Consider the following 25,832-nt stretch of genomic DNA (forward strand, 5'->3'; position numbering starts at 1 on the left):
ATCTCAATGTAGCCTGGGTGAAACGAAGCGGAACCCTGGAAATTTGTACCCTGAAAAACCCGGGCTCCGCTTCGCTTCACCCAGGCTCTTTTGTGCTTAACTGCACTTGCTTACGAATTACCAGCTGCTTTCTTGATTAACTCTTGCAACGACTCTTCACTGGCAGCACCAGGTATAAATGAAGGTTCAGAGCCTGATTTAAATTGACCATTTGGAGTTGAAGCAATGATAAATGCAGGAGTTCCCATCAAGTGTAGTTTTTCTGCTAATTCACGGTTTGCATCCAAGGCTGCAGTAACTTCTTTACTTTGCATATCAGTCTTTAACTTCTTCATATCTAAGCCTAAAGACTTAGCAGTAGCCATAACGATTTGATCGTTTAAACGCTTATCAATAGAAATCAATGCATTATGCATTGCTTGATATTTGCCTTGCATACCAGCAGCTAAAGCGGCTCTAGAAGCCAATTCAGAGCTCTTGCCAAAAATTGGGAATTCTTTATAAATAACTCGCAAGTCACTGTCTTTTTTAACCAAACTATCAATAATTGGTGACATTTTTTTGCAATGAATGCATTGGTAATCAAAAAATTCTACTATAGTCACATTACCTTTAGGATTACCTATAACTGTAGTTTTACCTTGAAACAATTGCTCAGTGTTTTCTTTAATTGCAGATTGAGCTTGTTGTTGCATATTTTGCTGTTGTTTTTGTTGTAACGCTTGAGAAGCTTCCAAAAGTACTTCTGGATTAGTTACTAAATAGTCATGCACTACTTTTTCAATTTCCTTTTTTTGTGTATCAGACATAGGAGTTGTATTATTGGTATCTGCTGCCATAACTGCAGGTGATACTAAAGATGCGGTCAGCGCTCCTACTGTTAATAAATTTGTAAATTTCACACAGTTCCCCTTATTTAATAGTTTACATAATACCAACAACTTTCCAACCGGCACCCTAGCATCCACTAGAAGAAAATTCAATAGGGTCAATTTACAATTCTACTATCTTGAGCTGAAATGGCGTGATTTTCTGACTCAGAATAATAAGATTAATTACAACTTGGCCCACACACAGCGAAACACAGGAATTTTAGTATTACTCACATCTCAACAGCTAAATTCGCATAAGCTAAAACAAGCCATTTAACACCATGCTCACTAAACTTCACCTGTACACGAGTATGTGCTCCACTACCCTCAACTGCTAATACGATGCCTTGACCAAATTTTGCATGAGTCACACTTTGTCCCAAAGACAACCCAGATGTTTCTGGTACCACAGAAGGTTTATTTCGCGTAATAACAGGTGATTGAAATTTCGCCTTAATACGAATCTCATCAATTAACTCTTGGGGCAATTCCCTTAAAAATCGTGAAGGTCGATGATACTCTTCTCGTCCATATTGTCTTCGTATTTCAGCATACGACATAATCAGTTTGCGCATAGCACGAGTCATCCCCACGTAGCATAATCGACGCTCTTCCTCCAGACGTCCTGGCTCGTCCAAAGACTGTTTTCCTGGGAACACCCCCTCTTCCATTCCCACTAAAAATACAATCGGAAACTCAAGGCCTTTAGCAGCATGCAAGGTCATCAAATGGACATAACGCTCGTGTTCTTCAGCCTGCATTTCTCCAGCTTCCAAAGAAGCATGGGCCAGGAATGCATTCACCAGAGGAATTTCTTCCTCGTCTTCTTGCTCATAACGAAATTGTTTTGCCGCATTGATTAATTCTTGTAAGTTATCCAGACGGGACTCCGATTTGTCCCCTTTGATTTTGCTAAAATGAGCATACAACCCACTCTGCTGAATTACTATAGATAACTGCTCATCCAATTCCATTGCTGTGGTATTTTGTTGTAATTGTTCGATTAATTCGATAAATTTCGTCAATGAAGAACCCGCCCGTTGAGCCATTTCACCTGATTGCAATAATGTTTTGGCTGCATGCCATAAAGAACATTGTTCCGATTTGGCATAATGACGCAGATCATCAAGCGTTTTTTCACCAATACCCCGGGTTGGAAAATTAACAATACGCTCAAAAGCATTATCATCATCCGAATTCACTAATAAACGCAAATAAGCTAAAGCATCTTTTACTTCTGCTCGATCAAAGAAACGTAATCCACCATAAATGCGATAAGCAATTCCAGCACGTAATAATGCTTCCTCTAAAACCCTGGATTGAGCATTCGAACGATATAAAATAGCAATTTCATCAGCACTTACGCCTTGATTAATTTCCATCATAATTCGTTCACAGACAAAGCGTGCTTCCTCCAGCTCATTAAAGGCACTGTAGACTATAATTTTTTCTCCAGTTGCGCCATTCGTCCATAAGTCTTTTCCCATCCGTGAATTATTATGTGTAATTAAAGCATTAGCTGCATCGAGTATGGTTGCTGTTGAACGATAATTTTGTTCCAAACGAATAATTTGTGTGTTTTTAAAATCCTGAGAAAATTGCTGAATATTCTCGACTTTCGCTCCTCGCCAACCATAAATCGATTGATCATCATCTCCGACTGCCAAAACAGCAGTATGTTCACCAGCAAGAAGACGTACCCATGCATATTGAATCGTATTGGTATCCTGGAACTCATCCACCAATATGGCTTGAAAACGTTGACGGTAATGATTAAGAATTTCCGGGTTATCACGCAATAATTCATGGGTCCGCAATAACAATTCTGCAAAATCGATTACTCCTGCAGTCTGGCAGGCTTGTTCATATGCCTTATAAATATTGAGTAACGTTTTACCAGGTCCATAAGACAAAGTATGGACGTGTTGGGGTCGTAGTCCTTCATCTTTACGTCCATTAATAAACGACTGAGCCTGTTTCACTGGCCATTGTTCTGAATCAAGATTTAATGAGGCAATCACTCGTTTAACCAGGCGCGCTTGATCTTCGGAATCTAAAATATGAAACAGCTCGGGCAAATTAGCTTCCTGATAATGTCGGCGGAGCAAGCGATGGCACAACCCATGAAAAGTTCCTACCCATAATCCCAATACAGGAGTACTCAACATATTATTTAAGCGCGCTCTCATTTCACCAGCCGCTTTATTAGTAAACGTTACGGCCAAAATTCCATGCGGTGAAATATGTTCCTCCTCAATGAGCCATGCAATGCGGCTAACCAAAACCTTCGTTTTACCACTCCCCGCCCCAGCAAGGACCAGCGTATTACCAAGCGGTGAAGTAACTGCTTCGCGTTGTCGCTCATTCAGCCCTTTAAGAATTGCAGCAAGAGTCATAAAAAAATTCCAGGAAAAAATCGATGGTGTATTCTATTAATAGATCCCACTATCTCGCAAGGGAAAGAAAATAGAAGCTATACTAATTATAATTATAATCTTGTTTTTTTACGCTAACGCGTATACATATTGCTTTCAAACGCTTCCCAGCGCAAAATAATGCAATATGGCAAAACAAAAATTCCTAAAGGACTAAAATGCACTCACTCTATCCGTCAATTAAACCTTATGCGCAACATGAATTAAAAGTCAGTGCACTGCATACACTTTATATTGAAGAAACAGGCAATCCGGATGGATTGCCTGTTATTGTATTACATCCAGGCCCCGGTGCTTCTTCCGGAGATGGTTACCTTAGACGTTTTTTTGATCCGCAACATTATCGAATCATAATTTTTGATCAACGCGGTTGTGGACGCTCTACCCCTCACCTAGAAGTTCGTGAAAATACGACCAATTTGTTATTAGATGACATCGATGCCATCAGAGATTTTTTAGAGTTATCCGAATTTGTATTGTCTGGCGGTGGATGGGGTTCTTTACTTGCTTTACTTTACGCTCAAAAATTTCCGCAACAGATTAAAGCACTACAACTACATCAAATTTTTTTGGGAAGACAGCAAGATTTCGACTGGTTTTATAAGCATGGTGCCAATCTGGTTTATCCTGACTACTGGCAAGAATTTACAAGCAGTGTTCCTGAAAACATGCTGGATAAAATCCCCCAATATTATGCCAATTGCTTGCAAGGCCCTAATGAACTCGCACGCATGAGTGCTGCAAAATCATGGGCATTGTGGGAAGCTCGTTGCAGCAGTTTACATCCTCATTTATATGTCATTGATCAATTCAGTGATCCTCATTTTGCCCTGGCTCTTGCAACATTAGAATCCCATTACATCAATAATCACTTTTTCATTGAAGAAAATCAGGTAATGGACAATGTTCATAAAATACGACATATCCCAACATACATCGTCCACGGTCGCTTTGATTTAATTTCTCCCCTGGCTGGTGCATTTGAACTACATCAAGCAATACCGGCATCCAATTTAAGAATAGTGCGTGATGCGGGGCATTCAGATAGAGAGTCAGGTATCATTGACGCTCTAATTTATGCGAGTAAAGAAATTTCCAAACAAGGACTTGATGCATGTTGATTGTAATCCAAAGAGTAACGCATGCCCGTGTAGATATTGATGGTGAAACAGTTGGAAAAATAGATCAGGGGCTTTTGGTACTCTGTGGATTTGAACCTGATGATACAGACCATAACATCAATAAAATGTTAGAGAAGTGCATCAATTATCGTATTTTTAGCGACAGCCAAGGTAAAATGAATTTAAGCCTTAAAGATGTTCAAGGTGGATTATTATTAGTGCCTCAATTTACCTTAATGGCCGAAACCCAAAAAGGTTTGCGTCCCAGTTTTTCGAACGCAGCACCACCTCAACTGGGTCGGGAATTATTTGATAATCTCTTGACGCGAGCCGCTCAGTTATATCCACAAATACAAAGTGGATCTTTTGGTGCCGACATGCAAGTTCACTTATGCAATGATGGGCCTGTGACTTTTTTGCTAAAGTTCTAATAAAATAGCATTAGACCTTTTGTTCTTGTTTTTATCCTATGGCTATGCGCCGGACTCGGGCTCTAAAATACATTGTACTCAAAACGTCAACAGCTGCAGGAGTCACTATGATTGTTTGCAAGAACATCAAACTCGTGTAACATCGTTTACTAAGTCAAATAATAAAAAAAATCATGCGATTAATTTCAATAATCATTAGTTTTACCGGTGGTCTTGCTTTAACTGGATGTGCTTGTAAGGGAACTAACCCCGCCGATCCTTTTGAACCGTTTAACCGCAAAATATATAAGTTTAATACTGCATTGGACAATGCAATTTTGAAGCCCACAGCAAAAACATATCGGGCTGTTTTACCCGCTCCTGTTCGTAAAAGTATAAATAACTTTTACAACAACCTCGATCTTATTCCATCCGTAGGAAATGATCTTCTGCAAGCAGAGGGAAAATGGGCAATTCGAGACTCTTGGCGATTCATTATCAACTCATCTTTAGGTGTAGGTGGCTTATTTGACGTAGCCAAAACCTTTGGCTTACCCCCTCATTCAAATGATTTAGGTCTTACTTTAGCTAAATGGGGCGATAAAAATTCTCCATATCTAATGCTTCCCATATTAGGCCCAAGCACGCTTCGAGACGGAGCAGGATGGTTATTCCAATTTGCGCTATATAGCCCCTATGTTTACATTAATAATGATGCCGTGGTGTACAGTCTATTAGCTCTACGTACAGTGGATTTACGCTCACAACTGCTAGATACTGAGCAAATAATGGATGAAGCTTTGGATAAATATGCCTTTATGAGAGATGCGTATTTACAATATCGAAATCATCTCATCACAGGTGCTAATCAAGATACGGGCTCTCTTTATGTTGATGATAAAAAAGCCAATCAGGAAGCGGCTGCAGAAGTTGGTAATGATTATGTAGATGAATAATATTGGTACTTGAATACTTTATTGCCTGAGCTTCGCCCAGGCAGCCTTTATATGCCTTTTTGATTAATCACGACATATCTTCTCAAGGCAACGTAAAAAATCACCAGCGATATCAAGTTTTGTTTCAGCTTCTATTTCTCGTACACAGGTTGGGCTTGTAACATTAATTTCTGTTAAATAATCACCAATCACATCAATCCCGACAAAATACAAACCTTTGGCTTTGAGAGTAGGTCCTACTTGTTCACAAATCCACAGGTCTCTAGCTGTAATAGGTACTACCTCGCCACGTGCACCTGCAGCTAAATTACCTCGCAAATCGCCCTGTGCGGGAATACGTGCCAATGCATAGGGAACAGGTTCACCATTGATTAATAAAATGCGTTTATCACCAGTGGTTTTTATTTCATCAATATAACGTTGGGCAATAATCGTTTGCGTTTGATTTTTTGTTAGGACTTCTAAAATAACCGCTAAATTTTTTCCTTGCTCCTCCACATGGAATACAGAGTTACCTCCCATCCCTTCAAGAGGTTTAAAAATAACCTGTCTATGCTCCTCCCAAAATGATTTCAACCGCTTAATATTTCGCGAAACAAGTGTAGTTGGACAACACTGAGGAAAATTTAAAGTAAAAAACTTTTCATTCGCATCACGCAAGCTTTGAGGTTTGTTGGCTACAAGAACTCCTTCGCGTTCTGCAAGTTCCAGACAATATGTAGTGTAAATGTATTCTGTATTAAAAGGAGGATCTTTGCGCATTAGTATGATATCAAACTCACCTAAAGGTTTTTCATATGAATCTTTAATCGTAGCCCAATTTTTGCTGTTTAAATCACCGATACTTAAATCAGAAACTTGTGCGAAAGCCCGTCCTTCCTTACAAAACAAATCTTCTTGAGTAAAAACAACACAAGACCAACCCATTTCTTGAGCTTTTTTGATCATAGCCAGAGTCGTATCTTTATAAGGTTTTAATTGATTTAAAGGGTCCAGCAACACAGCAAGTTTCATCATTCACCTCCAATTGCTGCAATTTCTCTTGCTGCAGCAAGAGCTGCTAAGCGGGCAATAACCCCATAAACATAAAAACGATTGGATTCATCTACCTCGGTTAAATCATCGCAAGGCATATTACACGCCTGGGCAAAAGCTAAAGGTTCAAAATGCATTCCTGGTGCATTCAGATTTTCATCAATACCACGTTCTTGGTGAACTCGGTAAAATCCACCAACCACAAATTGACCAATCATATACACTACAGGCTCAGCAACAGAACCGTTTGGCATGGTTTCAAAAGTATATACGCCTTCTTGAATAATTACCCTATCCACTTTTCGACCACCTTTACTGGTCGACATTCTTGTACGCTGTTTTCTATTTAATTTATGTACGTCTTCTGCATCATGCACCATCATTACACTCATGCCATAAGTGCCATTATCGGCTTTAATGACGACAAATGGTTTCTCTTTTATTCCGTAGGTTGCGTATTTATCGTTCATTAAAGTGAGAATTTTCTCTACTTCGATGGCTAATCTGTCTATACCTTCCTGAGCCATGAAATCCAAGCCTTCTAGAGCACTAAAATAGGGATTGATTAGCCATGAATCCATCCCTACTAATTCGGAAAACTCCATCGCAACTTCTTCATAAAAATTAAAATGACTGGATTTCAGGCGCGAAGACCAACCTAATTGTGCTGTAGGTCTTATCTTTTGTTTTATTCCTTGTAAAATTTCAGGAATACCCTGAGACAAATCATTATTCAACATAAGAAAACATGGATTAAAATTAGCCAATCCAACACGATCACCTTCACGCTGCATGGGTTCTAACAGGAGCGTTTCGCCCCCCTCAAGAACAATTTCAGTAGGTTCTTTAATTTCAGGATCTAAACTACCAATACGAACTACAAAACCAGCTTTTATAAAAATAGTTCTTAAGACATTAAGACTTTTTAGATAAAACTTATTGCGTGTATGACTTTCTGGAATCAATAAGATTCGAGTGCAATCTGGAAGATAATCGATTAATACAGACTGTGCCGCTTGAATGCATAATGGAAGAAATTCCGGATTCAAGTTATTAAACCCCGCTGGAAATAGATTCGTATCTACAGGTGCCAATTTGAATCCCGCATGCCGCAAATCGACAGACGATGTTAATGGGGGAGGCGTTTCTTTCCATTGGTGCCTAAACCACGCCTCAATTGCTGCTATCTGATTTAAAACAATTTTTTCCACATGAAACAATGGCCCAGAGTGTGCTGTGGTCAAATGAGGAACAGGGATTTCATGTGCATTCATTCTTTCTCTCTTTGTATTTTTTTCGATGATGTTACCGGGGTTAACACAGAAATAAAAGATCTTATTGATTTTCTGTTATTATATTGCAAGTTCGATTTTTATGCCTGACATAATCTTTTAATTTTCATGATAGTACTAAAGAATAAGTTTTGTTTGGTTTAAAAAGTCCAACTAACATTGATTAACAACTAAAGGAACCTAATTCATGATCAATGAGCTAATACAGCAATTTTCCACACAAATACAAACTTTTTTATATATCATGATGATTATCAATGGTATTTTACATTTGATTTTCGCTGGTGCCGTAGCCCACGATGCAGGCAATATGAATCGAACGGGGCAAAAACCCGTCCTGGTTTCTGCTGCTACCTGGGCGTTCGCTACATTGATAGGCGGTGTTTTCACGGCAACAATTTATTGGCTACTCCACCACTCTACAATTACAAGACCCACAATAAGAGAGATTCGTTATGACCAACCCTAATATTAAAACAATTGATGTGCATCAACTAAAAAAAATGATGGATAATGATCCCAATCTTTGTTTAATTGATGTTCGAGAATTGGAAGAATGGCAAGAATTCCATATTGCTAAAGCGATCCACATCCCTAAAGATCTCATTAAATCCTCTATTGCAGTTCAATTTCCTAATAAAAATCAGCCTATTTATTTACACTGTAAAGGTGGGGTTCGATCTTTATTTGCCGCTCAATCCTTAATGGATTTAGGCTATCAGGAAGTATATTCAGTAGAGGGTGGGATAATTGATTGGGCTATTTCGGGTTACCCCATAGAACAGCAAAAGAAAGTATCAGAGCCGCAATTTTAATTCTAAATCCTATCACAGTTTCATGCAGCAAAGGTATTCCGAAAAATAAGGTCCCACTTCGCTGCATATGACTATTATTGTTAAACCAATAGCAATTAAAGGCTGCCATTAGCAAAAAGAGTATTGCTGATAGGCTCCAAAGAATCTTTGCCGGTAGGGGAATCCGAAGCAGGAGGAATCACCTTATCTGAAAACATCCTTGCACGATTTTTTATGTCAGAGTCTTTTACGAACTGTTGTTCCTTAGTCTGGTCAATCTCTTTTGCCCTGAAGTCCGCTACTTTTTTAACCAAGTCTTGCAGCACTTTTTCTACCTTATAATCCTTAATTTTTTTACTTGAAAATGGCTGTTTACTGGGGGGGAGATAACCTTTTCTTGGATCCGAATCAACATACACTTGTGCATGCATAAAATGACTCAAAGCATCATACATATCAATTAAATCTTTAGAGTCTGGGAAATTGTCCAGAGTAAGATTCAGGGATGTTGTTAATGCATTATATAGAGTACTGTTTTCGGGAGACAAAAAATATGGAGTTACAGTTCCTTGATAACTTTTATGAATTTGAGCACGAATATAGAATGCCGCTGCATTAAGTACACGTGTTTTATCATCTTTAATATCGGGTTGTTCAAGACAAATAAGAATTGCACGTAAGTATTTACACTGAATCGCTCGTTCAGGATGGCTAATGGAAAGAAGCCTTAATGACTTGGGTATATCTTTTTCATCCAAGTTATGACTTTTTAATTCAGTTGCAATACTTTCCCTAATGTATTTTGCCAATTTATCATATTCGACATACTGAAAACCCATTTCTGTTCTCCTTAAACTCCATGAATCGGGATTAGTAAAATTTACTCCAACGCGAAGTTTAAACTAATTCATAAAGCCAGTCATGCAATTTCCTTTTACTCCTTAATTACTTTTTAATCTTTAAAAGTCAATAAAATAGGGTCTATGATCTTGCTCCTATCCTGATAAAATAAACTCTTTTCGACACGCCTTCGTCTAATCCACTAGGGATTTTAAAATAGAAAAAATCTTTAAATTTACCTTTTTGATTGCATTTTTATGCCCTGTTGATTAATTTACCTCTTTTATTCCGCATCAGGATAAGTTATGAAAAAATACCTCTGTTCCATTTTTCTTTTTCTAAATTGTCTCAACACCTATGCGCAAATTCATCAACCGAAATTGGTTGTTCAACTGGTAATCGATCAATTGCGTGGCGATTTAATTTTTCAACATCAGCAACAATTTGGGAATGGAGGATTTAATTACTTATTAAGCCATGCCATTGATTATCATAATACGCATCACCCCCATGCCAATACAACTACGTGTGCAGGACATGCTACTGTTGCAACGGGAAGTTTTCCTGCCTTACACGGCATTGTTAATAATGAATGGTATGACCGAAAATCTCGGCAAATGGTCTATTGCATGGAAGATTTAAAAACTAATATATTGCAAACATCTCATACACGTATTGCTATTCCGGGGCGATCTCCTAAAAATTTATATGTTTCAACGTTAAGTGATGAAGTCGTACTTTCCCAAAAAGGACGTGTCTTTGGTGTTTCTTTAAAAGATCGTTCAGCAATAGCTCTCGCAGGTCATGCGGGTAAAGCATTCTGGTTTGATACAACCAATGGTGGTTTTATTACCAGTACTTACTACTATAAACAATACCCCCAATGGGTTAAAAATTGGAATAAAAATTATCATCCCCAAGACTACGATTGGCATCTAAGCCGTTCTAAAAGTGAATATCAAAATGCTAATTCTCCTGTTTTCCATCATGAAGATGAACTTTTTGGTCAAACCTTCCCACATCATATAACTCAGGCTCCTAGCCCTGAATACTTTAAATCATTGTCCCGAACACCTAAAGCAGATCAATTAACCGCAGATTTTGCAGAACAACTTTTAACTAAAGAACGATTAGGACAATCTTCTGGGAAAACTGATTATTTAGGTATTAGCTTCTCTGGTGTTGATGCGATTGGCCATCAATTTGGCCCCAATAGCCTTGAATCAGAAGATAATTTATTAGAATTAGACAAAACTCTGGCACATCTCTTTGCTGTTATTGACAAACAAGTAGGCCTCAACAACACGCTTATTGTACTTACCGCAGATCATGGCGTAAATGATGGACCAACCTATCTCAAAGCACATCATATGGATGAAATTAATCCCATTAATATCCCACAAATGGAACAATACATTCGTGCCTCATTAAAAAGCCGATATGCTCTTCCAGAACAAACACTAATGTCGATTACCCCGCCATATATCTATCTTAATCATAAGGTAATAAATAAACATAAAATAGAACTGAATGAGGTGAAACGTTATATTGCACATGCTTTAACCCTGCAACCTGGAATATTCAAAGCATATGCTTTGCCAATTACAGATATTGAAAAAGATTGGCTTAGCGCTAAAGTCAATAAGATGTATTTTCCAAATCGGTCTGGGGATATTTACCTCATTCAACCCCCAAATCAATCATATGGCACTAAAGGTAAAGATCGCGTTGCTCATGGCAGTCCTTGGCAATATGACAGTTTTGTTCCATTGCTATTTGTCCATCCGGATTTTAAAGCACAACGCATATTTCGCACGACGTACACCACGGACATTGCTCCTACTTTATCTGCGGTGCTTATGATAAAAAATCCGTCTGCAGCCACTGGACACCCCTTGCAGGAAGTGCTATCAGCTTTTAATTAAATATGTAGCCCTGGTTGCACTAAACCCAGGGCTACATTTTAACTGTGGAAATCAGCTAAACTTACATTATAGAATTGATCGATTTATTTGCTCTAAAAACCAGTGCTATAATAAGCAAACCCTAATTTAAAGATTGAATTTAACACAAAAAACCTTTAGTATTTGCACGAAATTTCTTACGATATCATCATGAACAAACAAGCGATAATTATTGGGATTTCAGGCCCTTCTGCATCAGGTAAAAGTCTTTTAGCGAATACCATCGTTAATGAGCTTGGCTCGGAACAAGTAGTAGTTATTTCTGAAGACGCCTACTATAAAGATAATGGCCATTTGCCTTTCCCTGAACGAGAAAAAATAAACTACGATCACCCTGATTCTTTCGATCATAGTTTGCTTTGCGAACATTTACGACAATTAAGAGATGGTAGACCTGTTGAAATTCCCATTTATTCTCACTCCAAGCACATGCGCTTGCCTGAAACCAGAACAGTGGGACAACATGCCATTATTATCCTTGAGGGTATTTTACTCTTTAGCGATAAAGAGTTACGCGAAATAATGGATATTCGAATTTTTATGTCCACTCCGCTCGATGTGTGTTTAACCCGACGCTTAAAAAGAGATGTGGTTGAACGACATAGAACCTTTGAATCAGTAGTACATCAATATGAAACAACAGTACGCCCCATGTACTTGCAGTTTATTGAACCATCCAGTCGCTATGCAGACATTATTGTTCCTCGCGGAGGAGAAAACAGGATTGCTATTGAAATGATTCAGGCTAAGATGCGTGAATTGTTAGCATTGCATACTAATCAATGAGAGCTCGATATGAAAAATAAATTTATTTTTCATATCGAATTGAATAATTTAAACAGGATCTCGTATAAATGCTAACATTTACGGGATAACATTCGTATAGCGATATAAAAGACATTAAAATGACTTTGATATCGAACTCATATTAATTAATTGAGGAGAGAATGGTGGGATTTTTAGCGGGTAAAAAGGCACTCATTATTGGGCTGGCTAGCAATAGATCTATTGCTTATGGTATTGCCAAAGCATTTCATGAACAAGGAGCCGAATTAGCGTTTACTTATCAAAATGAGCGTTTGAAAGATCGTGTGGAAACAATGGCTGCTGAATTCAATTCATCGCTAACCTTTCCTTGTGATGTAGCTCATGATGAAGAAATCAAAGCTCTTTTTTCAAATCTCCGCAAGCATTGGGACCACTTGGATATCCTAATTCATTCAGTAGCCTATGCTCCAGCAGATCAAATAAGTGGAGATTTTGTTGAGTCGTGCACTCGTGAAGGCTTTAGAATTGCACATGATATCAGTGCATACAGTCTTGTAGGTCTTGCACAAGCTGCTTTGCCTATGATGGAAGGTACTGAAGGTTCTCTGTTAACCCTAAGTTACTATGGTGCTGAAAAAGCCGTACCTAACTATAATGTTATGGGTGTTGCCAAGGCAAGTCTTGAAGCTTCCGTTCGTTATTTAGCTGCAAGCTTAGGTTCTAAAGGCATTCGAATTAATGCTATATCAGCAGGACCAATCAAAACACTTGCTGCTGCTGGAATTAAGGATTTCCGCAAAATTCAAAATGCTTATGCTAATATTACCCCGCTCCATAGAAACGTTACTATTGAAGAAGTTGGGAATACTGCTGCATTTTTATGTTCTAACTTAGCTTCAGGAATAACCGGCGAAGTAGTACATGTTGATGCAGGTTACCATGCCGTATCTACTATGAGTGATCTCAGCTAAGCTTTTTTACCTCTCCTATAATCAGGAGAGGTTTAATTCACAGAAAATGGGTTTTGATTCTGGATAGAGCTACAAACTTGCATCGAACCATAAGCCAAAATTTAAAAAACCATCCCCCAAAGTTTCTCATTTGCAAAACTCGCTAGTTATTTTATCTAACAGCCTAATGATATTTTATGGGTATGTCAGCTATTAATCAAAGATAATAACGGCATATACCTTTTGCACTATGCCATTAAGAAAGGAGATATGGGAGAAAAAAATAGACAAAAATGGCTAGAAAATTTAAAAAATAGTGTGACATTAGAAGCGGCTAAAAATTAGAATAATATGAATGATTAGCGATGTTTCGGAGCATTAGGCTCAAGATCTTCAGTTTCTGTAGGTGTATCATTTGGGTCCAAAGGATTTTTCTGGTTGATCAGTTGTGCGGGAAGATGTGTTGCACCTACCAGAGTATTCGTAAGAACTTCCATTTCACGTCGAGTATCGTTTGAATCATAAGTAATTTTTTCGATTTCATCCAATTCTTTTTTAGTATCGATTGGATCATAAGTAAGTTCATCATTACCCAATTTTTCTTGAGTATCGAGCTTTTTAATCTCATGCCATTTAGACTTTTTCATAATATGCTCAAAAGAACAGTTTAAATACATTATAGCATGATCCAATCCAACAGGATGTAGAAGGAAGAAATTGATTACTCAATTTCCCCTGTATTTTTATATACTTTATCCAATTCCTTTAATGACTCCAGTAAGAGTTTCATTTTAGCCAAAGGCCAACTGTTAGGACCATCACTCAAAGCCTTATCTGGATCAGGATGAGTTTCCATAAACAATCCTGAAATGCCTGCAGCAACTGCAGCACGGGCAAGAACTGGAACAAACTCGCGTTGTCCACCTGAAACGCCATTATTTCCACCAGGCAACTGCACCGAATGTGTTGCATCATAAACAACAGGACAACCAGTTTCTCGCATAATGGCTAAAGAACGCATATCAGAAACCAAATTGTTATAGCCAAAACTTACACCGCGCTCACATGCCATAATTTGCTCATTACCGCATGCTTTTGCCTTGGCAATTACATGTTTCATTTCCCAAGGAGCTAAAAATTGTCCTTTTTTGATATTAACAGGCTTATTCATCGACGCTACTTTCTGGATAAAGTTAGTCTGTCTGCATAAAAACGCCGGAGTTTGTAACACATCCACAACACTCGATACCTCCAACAATGGAGTATCTTCATGAACATCAGTTAAAACAGGAACACCTACCTGATTTTTTACTTTTTCTAAAATGGATAATCCTTTTTCAAAACCTGGACCTCGGTAACTGGATATTGAAGAACGGTTTGCTTTATCAAAAGAAGATTTATATATAAAAGGAATCTGCAGTTGCTTGCATATTTCTTTTAAATAACCTGCGGTTTCCAAAGCGAGTTCTTCACTTTCAATGACACACGGTCCAGCAATTAAAAATAAAGGCTTATCTATACCTACTTCAAATCCACATAATTTCATACTTAATTGGTTCCTTGATGTTTTTTGCGAGCAGCAAGCACGAATTGTTTAAACAGTGGATGACTTGCTCTTGGAGTCGATGTAAATTCAGGATGAAACTGGCATGCCAAAAACCAGGGATGATCGGATAATTCTATCATTTCAACTAAAGAATTATCTGCTGAACGTCCGGAGATAATCAACCCGTGCTCAACCAGGCTTTCTACATATTTATTATTTACTTCATAACGGTGGCGGTGGCGCTCAATTATTTGTGGTTTTCCATAAACATTACGTGCCAATGTACCTTCTGCTAATTGACACATTTGTGCCCCTAAACGCATTGTACCACCTAAATCACCATGTTCATCACGAAGTTGTTTTGAACCATCCGCATCCATCCACTCACTAATGAGTCCGAGCACAGGATATGAGGTATTTTTGTTAAATTCAGTAGAATTTGCATCTTTTAGACCAACAACATTTCTGGCAAATTCGATAACTGCCGTTTGCATTCCCAAACAAATACCCAAGAAAGGAACTTTATGCTCTCGAGCATATTGGATTGCTTTAATTTTACCTTCAACACCACGCTCCCCAAAACCGCCAGGGACTAGAATTGCATCAATACCTTCTAAAAGCGAAGCACCGTGAGTTTCAATTAACTCAGCGTCCAAATAAACAATTTCTACTTTTGTCTGGGTATGAAGTCCTGCGTGCAATAAGGCCTCATTAATCGATTTATATGCATCATTCAGTTCAATATATTTCCCGACCATAGCAATTTTTACAGTCGCGGTTTGAACAGCGTTCATTGCTACAACACGATCCCACTCACTTAAATCGGCAGGTTTTACATCAAGACCCAATTTTTTCACAACAATGTCATCGAGTCCGTGCTCATGCAATACTCTTGGAATTTGATAAATACTTGGCGCATCTTCGAGCGGGATAACCCCTTCTTTTTCGACATTGGTAAATAATGCAATTTTTGCTCTATCAGACATAGGCAGAGCTTTTTCTGAGCGGCAAATCAAGATATCCGGCTGAATACCTATAGAACGCAACTCCTTGACTGAGTGCTGGGTTGGTTTTGTTTTCGTCTCACCTGACGTGGCAATATAAGGCACTAAAGTCAGATGTATGAATAAAGTTCTTTGTGAGCCTAATTCAATTCGCATTTGACGAATTGCTTCAAGAAAAGGTAATGATTCAATATCACCTACAGTTCCACCAATTTCAACCATAGCCACATCGAAACCATCAGCACCCAATTTGATGCATCGTTTAATTTCATTAGTAATATGGGGAATTACCTGAACCGTTCCACCTAAATAATCCCCTCTTCTTTCTTTTTTAATGACATTTTCATAAATTTTACCTGAAGTAAAATTATTCCGTTTTGTCATAGTTGTATTCACGAAACGCTCATAGTGCCCCAAATCTAGATCTGTTTCTGCACCATCATTAGTCACAAAAACTTCTCCATGCTGGAATGGACTCATGGTTCCAGGATCAACATTAATATAGGGATCAAGCTTAATCAGTGTTACTTTTAGACCACGTGCCTCGAGAACTGCAGCGAGCGACGCAGCTGCAATACCCTTTCCTAAGGAAGATACCACACCACCTGTAATAAAAATAAAATTTGTCATAATTGACCTTGTATCCTGCTAATTAAGTACTGTTCAGTAGAGAAATAGAGAATTCGGATTTCATTATAGCCTGAGTGCAGCGGAACCAGGGTCTTACACTGGAAAACCTGAGTTCGGCTACGCTGCATCCAGGCTACAACATACCGTGGCTACAAACGAATCAGAACACTGACCTAACTTATCGCCAATAAATGCCCCATTTTCTCTTTCTTAGTTTTTAAATATCTGTGACTTTCCTTAGTAGGTTCTATTTCTAAAGGCACTCTCTCCATAACCTTTACTCCATAACGATCAACAGCAGCAATTTTTGATGGATTATTGGTTAATAATCTTATTGCATCAATACCAAAATATTTAAGTATTTGATAGGCAATCGCATAATTTCTGCTGTCTGCAGGAAGACCTAGCTGATGATTCGCATCAACGGTATCCCAACCTTGCTCCTGCAAGGCATAAGCTTTTAGTTTATTTGCTAAACCAATTCCTCGACCTTCCTGGCGTAAATAAATTAAGATACCACCCTCAGCCGCAATAAGAGACAAAGATTGCTCCAATTGGTTGCCACAATCGCACTTACAAGAGCCAAAAATATCGCCTGTAATACATTCTGAATGAATACGTACTAGAGGCACGCGATTAGCAAATTTAGGTGGCTTAACCAATGCAAAATGCTCTGCACAATCAAGTTCATTTGCAAAAACGGTCATATTAAAATCACCTTTGTCTTGCAAAGGAATACGTGTTGAAGCAGCCGCATCGACTAACATTTCATGACGAATTCGATATTCTATCAAATCTTTAATCGTTACCAGAGGTATATTATGTTTTTCGGAAAATGCAACCAATTCATCTCGTCTACTCATGGTGCCATCTTCGTTAATAATTTCACAAATTACAGCGGCAGGAGTTAAGCCAGCAAGTTTTGCCAGGTCAACACTACCCTCTGTTTGTCCAGGTCGTTCCAAAACGCCCTTTTTCTTGGCACGCAAAGGAAAAACATGTCCGGGAGAAATAACATCTGCAGGGCCACTCTCAGGAGCAATCGCGACTTTAATAGTCTGAGCCCTATCTTTAGCGGAAATACCTGTTGATACACCTTCTGCTGCCTCTATAGATACAGTAAAGGCTGTACCATAAGGAGACCTATTATTTTGCGCCATCATTGGTAATTGTAATTTATCAATTAGTTCATCAGCCATAGACAAGCAGATCAAACCACAACCATGACGAGACATAAAGTTAATTGCTTCTGGCGTTGCATATTCTGCGGCCACAACCAGATCCCCTTCATTTTCCCTATCTTCATCATCCATTAAAATAACCATTTTACCGGCTTTGAGTGTTTCCACTGCGTGTTCTATTGTAGCTAATGAATACTTCATAACGCGACCTCATTTGATCCAGTGTTCATTTAATCCTCCTGCCAATCCAGACATGCTATCATATTGTCGCCCATAGCATGCCAAGAAATAGTATGCGTTCGGTCAAATATTCCACTCTGCTGGTATGCTGAAATTGCATCGTGCTCCAAAATGCTTGGAACGATATATAAATAAGTTCGATGAACTAACCTTTCCTGGTGCAGTGCACTAAAAAGGGTCCCTCCTGCTTCAACCCAAACATCGTGGTATCCCAGTCCACCGAGATGGCTGATCACAGCATCTAAATCCATTACCCCGTTTTTCATGGGCATGAAATGCAAAGTACTGTTAGGATAAGAAACTTCCCGCTCATTGCAATGATACACATGACAATGAGCCGCGGTTGAAAAAATTATAGATTGTTGGTCAAGACTCAACTGCCTATCAATAATTGCGACAGGCTTTGCCTGTTTTTCCTGGCCTAAACGCACGTTCATCTTGGGATTATCCAGACTCACTGTTTTGGCAGTAGTAAGAATCACATCCGCGGCAGCACGCATTTGATGCGTAAATTCTTCACATAAAGTATTCGACAAAATAACACGCTCCCCTACTGAGCGTCCAATTTTACCATTTAGGGTTTGCGCAATTTTCACTGTTACTCTTGGTCTTTTGGTTACAGTCCAGTAGGAGTAACTTTTATAAAATTCGGTAATTTCATCTACCGGATAATGCGTCACCTTAATTCCATGGGCTCGTAATTTTTCTGAGGAATTATTTTTAGCTACAACTGGATTAGGATCCAAATAAGCAAAAACGACTTCCTCCACTCCATGATTAATAATCGCATCAACACAAGGTGGTGTTCTTCCCCAATGATTACATGGCTCAAGAGAAATATATAGAGAAACCCCTGGCATTTTAGGAGGAATCTGTGTTAACAATAATTGTTCTGCGTGCGGAGTCCCTGCGCATCTATGGCTTGCTTGTGCTATAATAGTTCCATTTTGCACAGCAACCGCGCCAACACAGGGATTAGGGGCGCAATGGCCTTGTCCAATCCGGGCCTGTTCAAGTGCTGCGAGCAAAAACTTTTTGTGCATTGTTTAAGTACCTTTACTATGATGCAAGGTAACTGCTCAACACTAAATAGGCGTAATCCCGAAGGACAAAACGCGGGATAACGAGAGAGGATGAGTAGTTACGATGTGTGAATGATAACAAATTATTCAATTTTTGAGTAGCCTAATGATTAAATTGAAAATTAAGAAAAACATATATTGGATACTTTTAACGAGTATTTTTGCCCAACCTTCTTTTGCCGATGGCCTGTCCCCGTACTCAACCAGTGAGCTGGAACAACTGGAAAAAGAATTCGTACAGCAAATCAATCAATCAGAAAGCGTTGAACGAAATCCATTAGCAAGCCAATATATTAATCGCATTGGAAAAAACCTGGCTCATGCGGGTCATATTAAAACGCCTGATTTTTTTATAGTAAAATCAAATGAAATCAATGCATTTGCAGGTCCTGGTGGACATATAGGTATCAATTCACAACTTATTTTAACCACCAGCACTGAAAGCGAGCTTGCAGGGGTAATGGCCCATGAAATCGCACACGTCCGTTTGCATCACCTCTACAGAATGCTCGAACATCAAAAACAAATGCGCGTCCCCATGCTTGCGTCGATACTGGCAACTGCTGCTTTAGGAGTAATTAATCCCACAGTTGGAATGGCTGGAATGATGGGAGCCTTAACAGGATTCTCGCAAGACAACATCAATTTTACCCGCTCCAAAGAAAAAGAGGCGGATAGGATCGGAATTGATATGTTGACCAAAGCAGGATATAACCCCAAAGGCATGGCTGCGTTTTTTAAAAAAATGCAGGAAAATTCACGTTATTACTATACGGCAAATGTACCGGCCATTCTCCGTACTCACCCGCTGGATGGAGACAGGATAGCCGAAGCAGAAAACCGTATCGCCCAATCTTCACATAAAAAGCATGTAGATTCACCAGAGTATCACTTAGTTAAGGAATTAATCCGCACATCAGTCACTCGAGAACCTAAAGCGTTATTCGATTATTATGAGCATCAATGCAACAAAAAAACCCCAACCCATGCCTGCCAATATGGCTATGCTCTTACCTTAATCAATAATAATAATTATGCAAAAGCAGCTACTATTTTAACTCCTTTATTGGCAGAAAATAATAATCTCTATTTTCAAATTGCTATGGCACAAGCTGAAACAGGAATGTCCCAACATAAAGCCGCACTGACTCGATTAGAAGAAATACAAAAAAACTATCCAGACAATTACGCAGCACTTATGGCGTACGCTCAAGGTTTACTGGCTGCGAATCAAAATGAAAAAGCAACCAGTATTTTGCTTAAAGGGAGTAGAAAATATAAACACGATCTCCCTTTGTGTCGTGAGTTAGCTCGAGCACAAGCACAATCACATCAAAAAAGTTACGCCTATTTTACTCAGGCTCAATGTTTGCTTCTCGAAGGACAAAAAAGAGCTGCGGTAGCGCAACTTAAAGTGGCCCGTGGGCTTGCGAAAAAGGATCCTTATTTATCAGCAAGAATCTCTGCCAAAATTGATGAAATTGTGAATTAAACCAAAATATCTCTGCCTCACCCTTCCCTCTCCCACAATGGGAGGGGAACTTTTTCTTCATCTAACCTACAATAGGAATAGAGTTTTTATTTCAATGAACAGATGTCCCTTCTCAGTTTTGGCTATAAGGTGCCTGTAAAGCGGATAAGGAGGCATTCCTTTTTCCCCACTGATAGAAGAAAAATTTTCTGACTCTACCCCCAAAATTAATCTCGAAAATTCTCATATTGCAATGGCAATTTAATATTTGATTTCTTCAAAAGAGCAATTGTCTCTTGCAATTCATCGCGTTTTTTACCTGTAACACGAATTTTATCTCCTTGAATAGACGCTTGAACCTTAATCTTGGAATCTTTTATGCATTTCACAATCTCTTTAGCTGTAGGCTGATCGATTCCTTGCTTAAAAGTCATATTTAAAGAATAAAATTTTCCGCTGTGCACCGGCTCATCTTCCATATCTACACCCGAAGCATCAAGATTGCGTTTACTGCAATGATTACGGAATAAATCCTCTAATTGTCTGACTTGAAAGTCTGATTCAGCGCGTAATGTCACCGTCAGTTCTTTAAGTTCTATGCTTGACTCTACGCCCCGAAAATCAAAGCGAGTGCCCATCTCACGCAAGGCATTATCAACCGCGTTACGTAATTCAACCATGTTTGTTTCAGAGACAATATCAAAAGAAGGCATAAGTTACTCATTCAAGTTAAAAAATATAATTTAACAAAAATCCGAATACTGCACCACAATTCCAAATGTCGATTCTTGTTGTTGCATATTCACCTAAAGAATGTTATCAAATTAATTGGCTTAAAAATATTCTATTTAGTTACCATCCGTACAATAACCTTCAGGTTATTCTAAATCTCAAGGAGTGAGAAGTATGGCAAAGGAAAAAAAGGAGTATTACGCGTCATATCAACCCCAACCTCATCATTCTCGTTTTTGGCTCCATTCTGAGTCCTGTTATACCGAGGAAGAATTAGAGCAAAGAGAATGGATACTTAAAACACGCGCCAACTCAGGGATTCATCCTGATTATCTAGCCAACCCCAGTTCCTGGTTTGCTGATGACTCCCAGGCTTTAATCAATGTTTATGAGCGTTCATGGTTTTACTCTAACGCATTCAAAACGCGTCACGCTTTAACCCGAGATGATTTTCATGTTCAGCCCATTGATAGTCAACGCCTGCAATGGTCTGCTTTATATCAACTAATGCAAAAAACGGGTGATTATTTATTATTAAGAAATCAAGATTTACGTCAAGATCATTTAAATCAACCCATGAATTTCTTCTTATTGGATCTTAATCACATCCTGAAAGGAATAAGTCAAAATCCCAATATCAAGCAAACAAGTGAGCAATTAGAATTAGTCACTCGTTACGTACGTACTATTGAAAAAAACATTTCTCCATTTGTAGGTTCAGACCGATTATTCTTGGCCAATTTCCGCAGTACAATTGATGACGAAATTCAGCCTCAATTAGCCCACAGGATTGAATCACAATTGCTAAGAGATCGCCTTGGCGAATTATCTAAAACGATTGAACAATTATCTACCGAACGGAACAGAATATTGCATTTTGCTCTGAATGCAAATCCGGTTAATCCACATCCCTATACCTTCGCAATCGATAAACCTGCTGATTTAAAAGCCTACCCTACTCAAGCAGTAAAAGAATGCGGGAAAAGTTCAACTGCAATCGTAGATAGCCCTATTTCTACATTGCAGTTAACAGCTGATCAGCTTAAAAACTGCCCTGATTTCCAGTTAGTAAATATGCAAGATAAGGTATTAGATAATTATGCTAAAGCAATAACTGATTTAAATGAACTCGACCAGTTTCAAAAAGTTATTACTCATACCATGGATCTATTGGGGCAAGCGGGCGAAGTGTATACAGTTTTTCAATTTAAGGAACAATTGTCTTTATTACTGAAACAAATTGACCACTTTATTGATGAATCCTCAATTCATATTGAAGAAGTTATCCATGCCAATACAAATGCATATCATAAAGCGATTCAGGAGGAACAAAATTTATCTTTAATCAAAAAATGGTTAACCTCTGAGCAAGCAAAGTTAAATACCTTTATCGCAAATCAAGATACTTTGGCACAATTTCCGTCCACAACGGTAGATCTTTCAAAAACAAATCAAGTGCTAAAACAACAGGTCAATTATGTTATTGCTCATTTAAATGGCCCTAAAATGAAAGATACTGATTTCGCAACACTAGCTGGACAAGCTCAAGAATTAAATGCATTAATGGATTCGATGCACCGTTGGATCTCATTTCAATATTCTATCAAAGGCCTGAAGCCCCCCAAAGAACCTGAAAAATTGCAGCTATTATCACAACCCAAATCGCAGCAAAAATCCCTTAACCAACCCAAATTGCGACCTTCATTTTTTGAGTCAAACAAAAAACAATCTATAGACATTTACCCACCCAACTTGAACTACGAAACATCGATATGCCGCCCCCCAACAGCCCTCCCCCCTGCTCTAGCAGCCTGTACCGATCAGGATATGCCTATATGTCATATACAAAATGAGCAATCTCATGCAGATTTTTCAGGTGCATATCTAGGGCTTATTATTTTTGTTCCCATTGGATTGCTTGCGCTCTATTTATTGTATCAATCCCTTAATAAATCAGAAGCTAAAGTGAAAATTCTAGGAAGCAAAGAAGAGTATGAACAAATTAAAACTGAATTAGATGATTTCATTATCGAAATCAAATCAACAGAAGACTTGAGCGATTCCAAAATAAAATACAAAATGGAAGATTTCATTGAAACATACATTCAGCTAAACAAACAAGCTAAAAAAGGAATGTATGATGTAGAAGAGTTGAAAGAGCTCTATGAAGATATGAAATATTTTTATAGTGAGTACACATCTGAATCCACACTCGCATCATTTATTTAATTAATTAACCTGAGCCGTTCCACTGATCGGCTCAATTTCTTGATAAGATTTGACTGTCATTCGTGTTTTAGTACCCTATTGGTGATTTAACTTTAAAATGCAAAGAACTGATGGCGTGCTCAAAATAATAGCTCCTGTCCCGGTTGAGTCATATACAGAGTAAGCTCGGAGGATGCATTGCTCCTCCAAGCGGATATCATTTCATCATCCAAAATAAACTTTGTACAACAAGAATAAACCGATGAGTAATGTAATGACAGCACTCGTGATAAATAATTCCGACTTATCTATCATTCTATTCCAAATTTTATATACGGTATCTGGACAATAGAGCCTAAATAAGCCGGCAATCAGTATCAGCCAAGCAAAAACTGTCACAATGACAGGCCAACTCATTACCCATACATTATGACTAAGAACCATTAACAATCCTATAATTAAGGTCATTATGCCAATAACTAACATGACAGCTCGTTGCCCCATCAATTCCTTCATAGCAGCGACTGCATTTTTACGGCGTACAAGTAAAAGAAGGCTCACAATTACCAGATACCAACCTAGTACTGCTGCTAAAAAATTGGTACCCATAACAATCTCCTAATATATAACTCTCCTATTTAAATTATAGTTCAATATATCCTTATACAACGTGGTGAATCCGATAAAATTAGCTAAGCTTATATATATGTTTGGATCAGAGGATTCTTAAAATGAGCAAGCTATTTACTGCGAATGTTTACTGTAAAGAAGAAAAAATCGCGACCCAAACAGGAGATGACCTCGATCAGCTGTATACTTGGATGTTAATTCAAGTTAATGGACACTTTGATGATATTCGTGGTGAAATTATTGAGAATAATACAAAAAAAACCGTCAGGACATTTCGTAAAGCACCTATAGAATAAGATCGGCATAAGCTTAGATTTTGTGTTTATAATCATCATTAATCCATAATGAATCATGCACACTAACTCCCAAAAGAATATGTTGACTAAGATGAAGAAGCACTTACAATAAACCCCTTTATTTAAAATCATATTAAGGACAGTCATGCGTGCAGCAGAAAAAACATCCTCATTTAATCTGTTTTGGTTGCTTAACTACATTTCTATTGCATCAGTTTCTGCAGCGATTATCACCCCCGCTTTACCAAAAATTCAAACCGAATATGGTTTAGGTCCAGGCATTATCGAATGGATAGTTTCGGCTTTTTTGATTGGCTATGTAGCAGGCCAATTAGTCTATGCACCACTTGCCAACCGATATGGACGTTTAAAGGCTCTGCGCACTGGACTGGTGATTAACTTAGTTGGAATTGTTATTTGTTTGTTCGCATTGTCACAAGGAAGTTATTGGTTGCTTGTTGGAGGGCGGTTAATAACGGCTTTAGGTGCCGCTAGCGGACTCGCTTGTACATTCATGCTAATTAATGAGTGGCTACCTGAAACGCAACGAAAAACTGCTATGGCTTATTCTGTATTGTCCTTTGCTCTTGGCATTGGTATCGCAGTGGTAATTGGTGGATTAATTACTGAATATCTTCACTGGCAAGGATGTTTTTGGATATTGCTCATACATGGCTTGATTATGCTATGGGGAACTTGTGTATTTAGTGAAACATTGATTCAGCCCAAATCAATTCATGTCTTGACGATCATCCGTGATTATTATGCTGCTCTTGCTTCTGCTAAATTGGTAATTTTTTCATTAGTCGTAGGTTGTTGCTCTGCAATATCTTACTGTTTTTCTGCCGCAGGACCTCAAATTGCAGAACAACTATTGAAACTCTCGGCAGCGGAGTATGGATATTGGAATATTCTCAATATTGTTGGCATGCTCATGGGTGGATTATTTGCCAAACAATTACTTGCTCGTTTCTCAGCAAATCAACTCATTGCTGTTGGCTTTCTTGGCGTTGCTCTTGGGATAGTTAATTTATTGATGATGTGGCACCTTGGGAGTCAATCATCATTATGGTTTTTCCTAATTACAGCCAGCCTGTATTTATTTAGCAGCTTCCTATTTTCAGGTGGTTCATTTGTAGCTTCCAATGCCCTGAGTGACAAAGCCAGTGCTGCAGCGATGATGAGTTTTGTTAATATGTGTTTTGCAACACTCGGTGTCATAGTTATGGGTTATCTGATGGTCAATCCTTTATTAAGTTTTGTAATTATTTTAAGTATCATTTGGCTGCTTGTTGTCGGGCTATTACTGATAAGAACTCTAAAAGTAAATAATAGGCTGCTGTTATCAGATGATACAGATTAAATATCTAGCTCT

Annotated in this window: 24 protein-coding genes; 12 read left to right on the forward strand and 12 right to left on the reverse strand. The window is 38.4% G+C overall.

All coding sequences use genetic code 11. The features are described 5' to 3' along the window. Window positions 1-110 precede the first annotated feature (110 nt). Both BW930_RS01130 and uvrD read right to left on the reverse strand, forming a co-directional pair. The gene (locus tag BW930_RS01130) at window positions 111-902 is read right to left on the reverse strand and encodes a DsbA family protein (protein WP_058467835.1); all 792 of its coding nucleotides are present in this window, start codon (window positions 900-902) and stop codon (window positions 111-113) included. Between the two features lie 200 nt (window positions 903-1,102). Next, window positions 1,103-3,268, reverse strand: coding sequence for a DNA helicase II (gene uvrD, locus BW930_RS01135; protein ID WP_058467834.1), 2,166 nt, complete (start codon window positions 3,266-3,268; stop codon window positions 1,103-1,105). 197 nt (window positions 3,269-3,465) lie between these two features. Here uvrD and pip point away from each other — a divergent pair, with 197 nt between their 5' ends. The 3 genes from pip to BW930_RS01150 all read left to right on the forward strand — a co-directional run bounded on the left by pip (window position 3,466) and on the right by BW930_RS01150 (window position 5,794). Further along, window positions 3,466-4,428: a prolyl aminopeptidase gene (pip, locus tag BW930_RS01140; RefSeq protein WP_058467833.1), complete on the forward strand. Its 963-nt coding sequence runs from the start codon at window positions 3,466-3,468 to the stop codon at window positions 4,426-4,428. Continuing rightward, complete coding sequence (dtd, locus tag BW930_RS01145) at window positions 4,422-4,859, forward strand: D-aminoacyl-tRNA deacylase (RefSeq protein WP_058467832.1); 438 nt, start codon at window positions 4,422-4,424, stop codon at window positions 4,857-4,859. Before pip ends, dtd begins: the two co-directional genes overlap by 7 nt. A 173-nt stretch (window positions 4,860-5,032) precedes the next feature. Continuing rightward, window positions 5,033-5,794 (forward strand): MlaA family lipoprotein, encoded by a 762-nt coding sequence (locus BW930_RS01150; protein ID WP_058467831.1) that lies wholly within the window; start codon window positions 5,033-5,035, stop codon window positions 5,792-5,794. A 63-nt stretch (window positions 5,795-5,857) separates the two neighbouring features. On the opposite strand, the gene gshB is transcribed toward BW930_RS01150, so the two are convergent. Continuing rightward, a complete protein-coding gene (gene gshB / locus BW930_RS01155; protein WP_058467830.1) occupies window positions 5,858-6,808 on the reverse strand; it encodes a glutathione synthase in 951 nt (316 codons plus the stop codon). Next, window positions 6,808-8,103: a glutamate--cysteine ligase gene (gene gshA, locus BW930_RS01160; protein WP_058467829.1), complete on the reverse strand. Its 1,296-nt coding sequence runs from the start codon at window positions 8,101-8,103 to the stop codon at window positions 6,808-6,810. Before gshA ends, gshB begins: the two co-directional genes overlap by 1 nt. A gap of 205 nt (window positions 8,104-8,308) precedes the next feature. Between gshA and BW930_RS01165 the strand changes: the two genes are divergently transcribed. Further along, on the forward strand, window positions 8,309-8,590 hold the full coding sequence (locus tag BW930_RS01165; protein WP_058467828.1) for a hypothetical protein: 282 nt from the start codon (window positions 8,309-8,311) through the stop codon (window positions 8,588-8,590). Then, window positions 8,577-8,936: a rhodanese-like domain-containing protein gene (locus BW930_RS01170; RefSeq protein WP_058467827.1), complete on the forward strand. Its 360-nt coding sequence runs from the start codon at window positions 8,577-8,579 to the stop codon at window positions 8,934-8,936. The genes BW930_RS01165 and BW930_RS01170 overlap by 14 nt, the downstream gene beginning before the upstream one ends. Before the next feature lie 95 nt (window positions 8,937-9,031). On the opposite strand, the gene BW930_RS01175 is transcribed toward BW930_RS01170, so the two are convergent. Then, complete coding sequence (locus BW930_RS01175; RefSeq protein ID WP_058467826.1) at window positions 9,032-9,754, reverse strand: hypothetical protein; 723 nt, start codon at window positions 9,752-9,754, stop codon at window positions 9,032-9,034. A gap of 306 nt (window positions 9,755-10,060) precedes the next feature. Here BW930_RS01175 and BW930_RS01180 point away from each other — a divergent pair, with 306 nt between their 5' ends. From BW930_RS01180 to BW930_RS01190, 3 genes are all read left to right on the forward strand, one after another. After that, a complete protein-coding gene (locus BW930_RS01180) occupies window positions 10,061-11,680 on the forward strand; it encodes an alkaline phosphatase family protein (protein WP_058467825.1) in 1,620 nt (539 codons plus the stop codon). 189 nt (window positions 11,681-11,869) lie between these two features. Continuing rightward, window positions 11,870-12,505: a uridine kinase gene (udk, locus tag BW930_RS01185; protein ID WP_058467824.1), complete on the forward strand. Its 636-nt coding sequence runs from the start codon at window positions 11,870-11,872 to the stop codon at window positions 12,503-12,505. Window positions 12,506-12,666: 161 nt separating this feature from the next. Beyond that, on the forward strand, window positions 12,667-13,458 hold the full coding sequence (locus BW930_RS01190) for an enoyl-ACP reductase FabI (protein ID WP_115266177.1): 792 nt from the start codon (window positions 12,667-12,669) through the stop codon (window positions 13,456-13,458). A 338-nt stretch (window positions 13,459-13,796) separates the two neighbouring features. Here BW930_RS01190 and BW930_RS01195 read toward each other — a convergent pair whose 3' ends face one another. The 5 genes from BW930_RS01195 to ribD all read right to left on the reverse strand — a co-directional run bounded on the left by BW930_RS01195 (window position 13,797) and on the right by ribD (window position 19,081). After that, complete coding sequence (locus BW930_RS01195) at window positions 13,797-14,084, reverse strand: hypothetical protein (RefSeq protein ID WP_058468044.1); 288 nt, start codon at window positions 14,082-14,084, stop codon at window positions 13,797-13,799. 74 nt (window positions 14,085-14,158) lie between these two features. Further along, window positions 14,159-14,983, reverse strand: coding sequence for a 3-deoxy-8-phosphooctulonate synthase (kdsA, locus tag BW930_RS01200; RefSeq protein WP_058467823.1), 825 nt, complete (start codon window positions 14,981-14,983; stop codon window positions 14,159-14,161). 2 nt (window positions 14,984-14,985) lie between these two features. Beyond that, on the reverse strand, window positions 14,986-16,617 hold the full coding sequence (gene pyrG / locus BW930_RS01205) for a CTP synthase (protein ID WP_058467822.1): 1,632 nt from the start codon (window positions 16,615-16,617) through the stop codon (window positions 14,986-14,988). Window positions 16,618-16,790: 173 nt separating this feature from the next. Then, a complete protein-coding gene (locus tag BW930_RS01210) occupies window positions 16,791-17,999 on the reverse strand; it encodes a bifunctional 3,4-dihydroxy-2-butanone-4-phosphate synthase/GTP cyclohydrolase II (RefSeq protein WP_058467821.1) in 1,209 nt (402 codons plus the stop codon). A gap of 29 nt (window positions 18,000-18,028) precedes the next feature. Continuing rightward, window positions 18,029-19,081 (reverse strand): bifunctional diaminohydroxyphosphoribosylaminopyrimidine deaminase/5-amino-6-(5-phosphoribosylamino)uracil reductase RibD, encoded by a 1,053-nt coding sequence (gene ribD / locus BW930_RS01215; protein ID WP_058467820.1) that lies wholly within the window; start codon window positions 19,079-19,081, stop codon window positions 18,029-18,031. A 145-nt stretch (window positions 19,082-19,226) separates the two neighbouring features. Here ribD and BW930_RS01220 point away from each other — a divergent pair, with 145 nt between their 5' ends. Then, on the forward strand, window positions 19,227-20,612 hold the full coding sequence (locus BW930_RS01220) for a M48 family metalloprotease (RefSeq protein WP_058467819.1): 1,386 nt from the start codon (window positions 19,227-19,229) through the stop codon (window positions 20,610-20,612). A 206-nt stretch (window positions 20,613-20,818) separates the two neighbouring features. Here the strand turns inward: BW930_RS01220 and BW930_RS01225 are convergent, their stop codons facing one another. Beyond that, the gene (locus tag BW930_RS01225; RefSeq protein ID WP_058467818.1) at window positions 20,819-21,304 is read right to left on the reverse strand and encodes a YajQ family cyclic di-GMP-binding protein; all 486 of its coding nucleotides are present in this window, start codon (window positions 21,302-21,304) and stop codon (window positions 20,819-20,821) included. Between the two features lie 193 nt (window positions 21,305-21,497). On the opposite strand from BW930_RS01225, the gene BW930_RS01230 reads away from it, so the two are divergent. Then, the gene (locus BW930_RS01230; RefSeq protein WP_058467817.1) at window positions 21,498-23,552 is read left to right on the forward strand and encodes a hypothetical protein; all 2,055 of its coding nucleotides are present in this window, start codon (window positions 21,498-21,500) and stop codon (window positions 23,550-23,552) included. A gap of 204 nt (window positions 23,553-23,756) precedes the next feature. On the opposite strand, the gene BW930_RS01235 is transcribed toward BW930_RS01230, so the two are convergent. Continuing rightward, a complete protein-coding gene (locus tag BW930_RS01235; protein WP_058467816.1) occupies window positions 23,757-24,140 on the reverse strand; it encodes a DUF308 domain-containing protein in 384 nt (127 codons plus the stop codon). A gap of 122 nt (window positions 24,141-24,262) precedes the next feature. Here BW930_RS01235 and BW930_RS01240 point away from each other — a divergent pair, with 122 nt between their 5' ends. Both BW930_RS01240 and BW930_RS01245 read left to right on the forward strand, forming a co-directional pair. Further along, window positions 24,263-24,457 carry a hypothetical protein gene (locus BW930_RS01240; RefSeq protein WP_058467815.1) on the forward strand — a complete coding sequence of 65 codons (195 nt, stop codon included), beginning with the start codon at window positions 24,263-24,265 and terminating at the stop codon, window positions 24,455-24,457. A 145-nt stretch (window positions 24,458-24,602) separates the two neighbouring features. After that, window positions 24,603-25,820 carry an MFS transporter gene (locus BW930_RS01245; RefSeq protein WP_058467814.1) on the forward strand — a complete coding sequence of 406 codons (1,218 nt, stop codon included), beginning with the start codon at window positions 24,603-24,605 and terminating at the stop codon, window positions 25,818-25,820. Window positions 25,821-25,832: the final 12 nt, after the last annotated feature.

This window comes from Fluoribacter gormanii (assembly GCF_900156395.1).
Lineage (GTDB): Bacteria > Pseudomonadota > Gammaproteobacteria > Legionellales > Legionellaceae > Legionella > Legionella gormanii.

What these genes read in the sequence shown, in the direction of transcription:
- uvrD (WP_058467834.1), bottom strand. Translation starts at nt 3,268, where the DNA reads ATGACTCTTGCTGCAATTCTTAAAGGGCTGAATGAGCGACAACGCGAA.
- pip (WP_058467833.1), top strand. Translation starts at nt 3,466, where the DNA reads ATGCACTCACTCTATCCGTCAATTAAACCTTATGCGCAACATGAATTA.
- dtd (WP_058467832.1), top strand. Translation starts at nt 4,422, where the DNA reads ATGTTGATTGTAATCCAAAGAGTAACGCATGCCCGTGTAGATATTGAT.
- BW930_RS01150 (WP_058467831.1), top strand. Translation starts at nt 5,033, where the DNA reads ATGCGATTAATTTCAATAATCATTAGTTTTACCGGTGGTCTTGCTTTA.
- gshB (WP_058467830.1), bottom strand. Translation starts at nt 6,808, where the DNA reads ATGAAACTTGCTGTGTTGCTGGACCCTTTAAATCAATTAAAACCTTAT.
- gshA (WP_058467829.1), bottom strand. Translation starts at nt 8,103, where the DNA reads ATGAATGCACATGAAATCCCTGTTCCTCATTTGACCACAGCACACTCT.
- BW930_RS01165 (WP_058467828.1), top strand. Translation starts at nt 8,309, where the DNA reads ATGATCAATGAGCTAATACAGCAATTTTCCACACAAATACAAACTTTT.
- BW930_RS01170 (WP_058467827.1), top strand. Translation starts at nt 8,577, where the DNA reads ATGACCAACCCTAATATTAAAACAATTGATGTGCATCAACTAAAAAAA.
- BW930_RS01175 (WP_058467826.1), bottom strand. Translation starts at nt 9,754, where the DNA reads ATGGGTTTTCAGTATGTCGAATATGATAAATTGGCAAAATACATTAGG.
- BW930_RS01180 (WP_058467825.1), top strand. Translation starts at nt 10,061, where the DNA reads ATGAAAAAATACCTCTGTTCCATTTTTCTTTTTCTAAATTGTCTCAAC.
- udk (WP_058467824.1), top strand. Translation starts at nt 11,870, where the DNA reads ATGAACAAACAAGCGATAATTATTGGGATTTCAGGCCCTTCTGCATCA.
- BW930_RS01190 (WP_115266177.1), top strand. Translation starts at nt 12,667, where the DNA reads ATGGTGGGATTTTTAGCGGGTAAAAAGGCACTCATTATTGGGCTGGCT.
- BW930_RS01195 (WP_058468044.1), bottom strand. Translation starts at nt 14,084, where the DNA reads ATGAAAAAGTCTAAATGGCATGAGATTAAAAAGCTCGATACTCAAGAA.
- kdsA (WP_058467823.1), bottom strand. Translation starts at nt 14,983, where the DNA reads ATGAAATTATGTGGATTTGAAGTAGGTATAGATAAGCCTTTATTTTTA.
- pyrG (WP_058467822.1), bottom strand. Translation starts at nt 16,617, where the DNA reads ATGACAAATTTTATTTTTATTACAGGTGGTGTGGTATCTTCCTTAGGA.
- BW930_RS01210 (WP_058467821.1), bottom strand. Translation starts at nt 17,999, where the DNA reads ATGAAGTATTCATTAGCTACAATAGAACACGCAGTGGAAACACTCAAA.
- ribD (WP_058467820.1), bottom strand. Translation starts at nt 19,081, where the DNA reads ATGCACAAAAAGTTTTTGCTCGCAGCACTTGAACAGGCCCGGATTGGA.
- BW930_RS01220 (WP_058467819.1), top strand. Translation starts at nt 19,227, where the DNA reads ATGATTAAATTGAAAATTAAGAAAAACATATATTGGATACTTTTAACG.
- BW930_RS01225 (WP_058467818.1), bottom strand. Translation starts at nt 21,304, where the DNA reads ATGCCTTCTTTTGATATTGTCTCTGAAACAAACATGGTTGAATTACGT.
- BW930_RS01230 (WP_058467817.1), top strand. Translation starts at nt 21,498, where the DNA reads ATGGCAAAGGAAAAAAAGGAGTATTACGCGTCATATCAACCCCAACCT.
- BW930_RS01235 (WP_058467816.1), bottom strand. Translation starts at nt 24,140, where the DNA reads ATGGGTACCAATTTTTTAGCAGCAGTACTAGGTTGGTATCTGGTAATT.
- BW930_RS01240 (WP_058467815.1), top strand. Translation starts at nt 24,263, where the DNA reads ATGAGCAAGCTATTTACTGCGAATGTTTACTGTAAAGAAGAAAAAATC.
- BW930_RS01245 (WP_058467814.1), top strand. Translation starts at nt 24,603, where the DNA reads ATGCGTGCAGCAGAAAAAACATCCTCATTTAATCTGTTTTGGTTGCTT.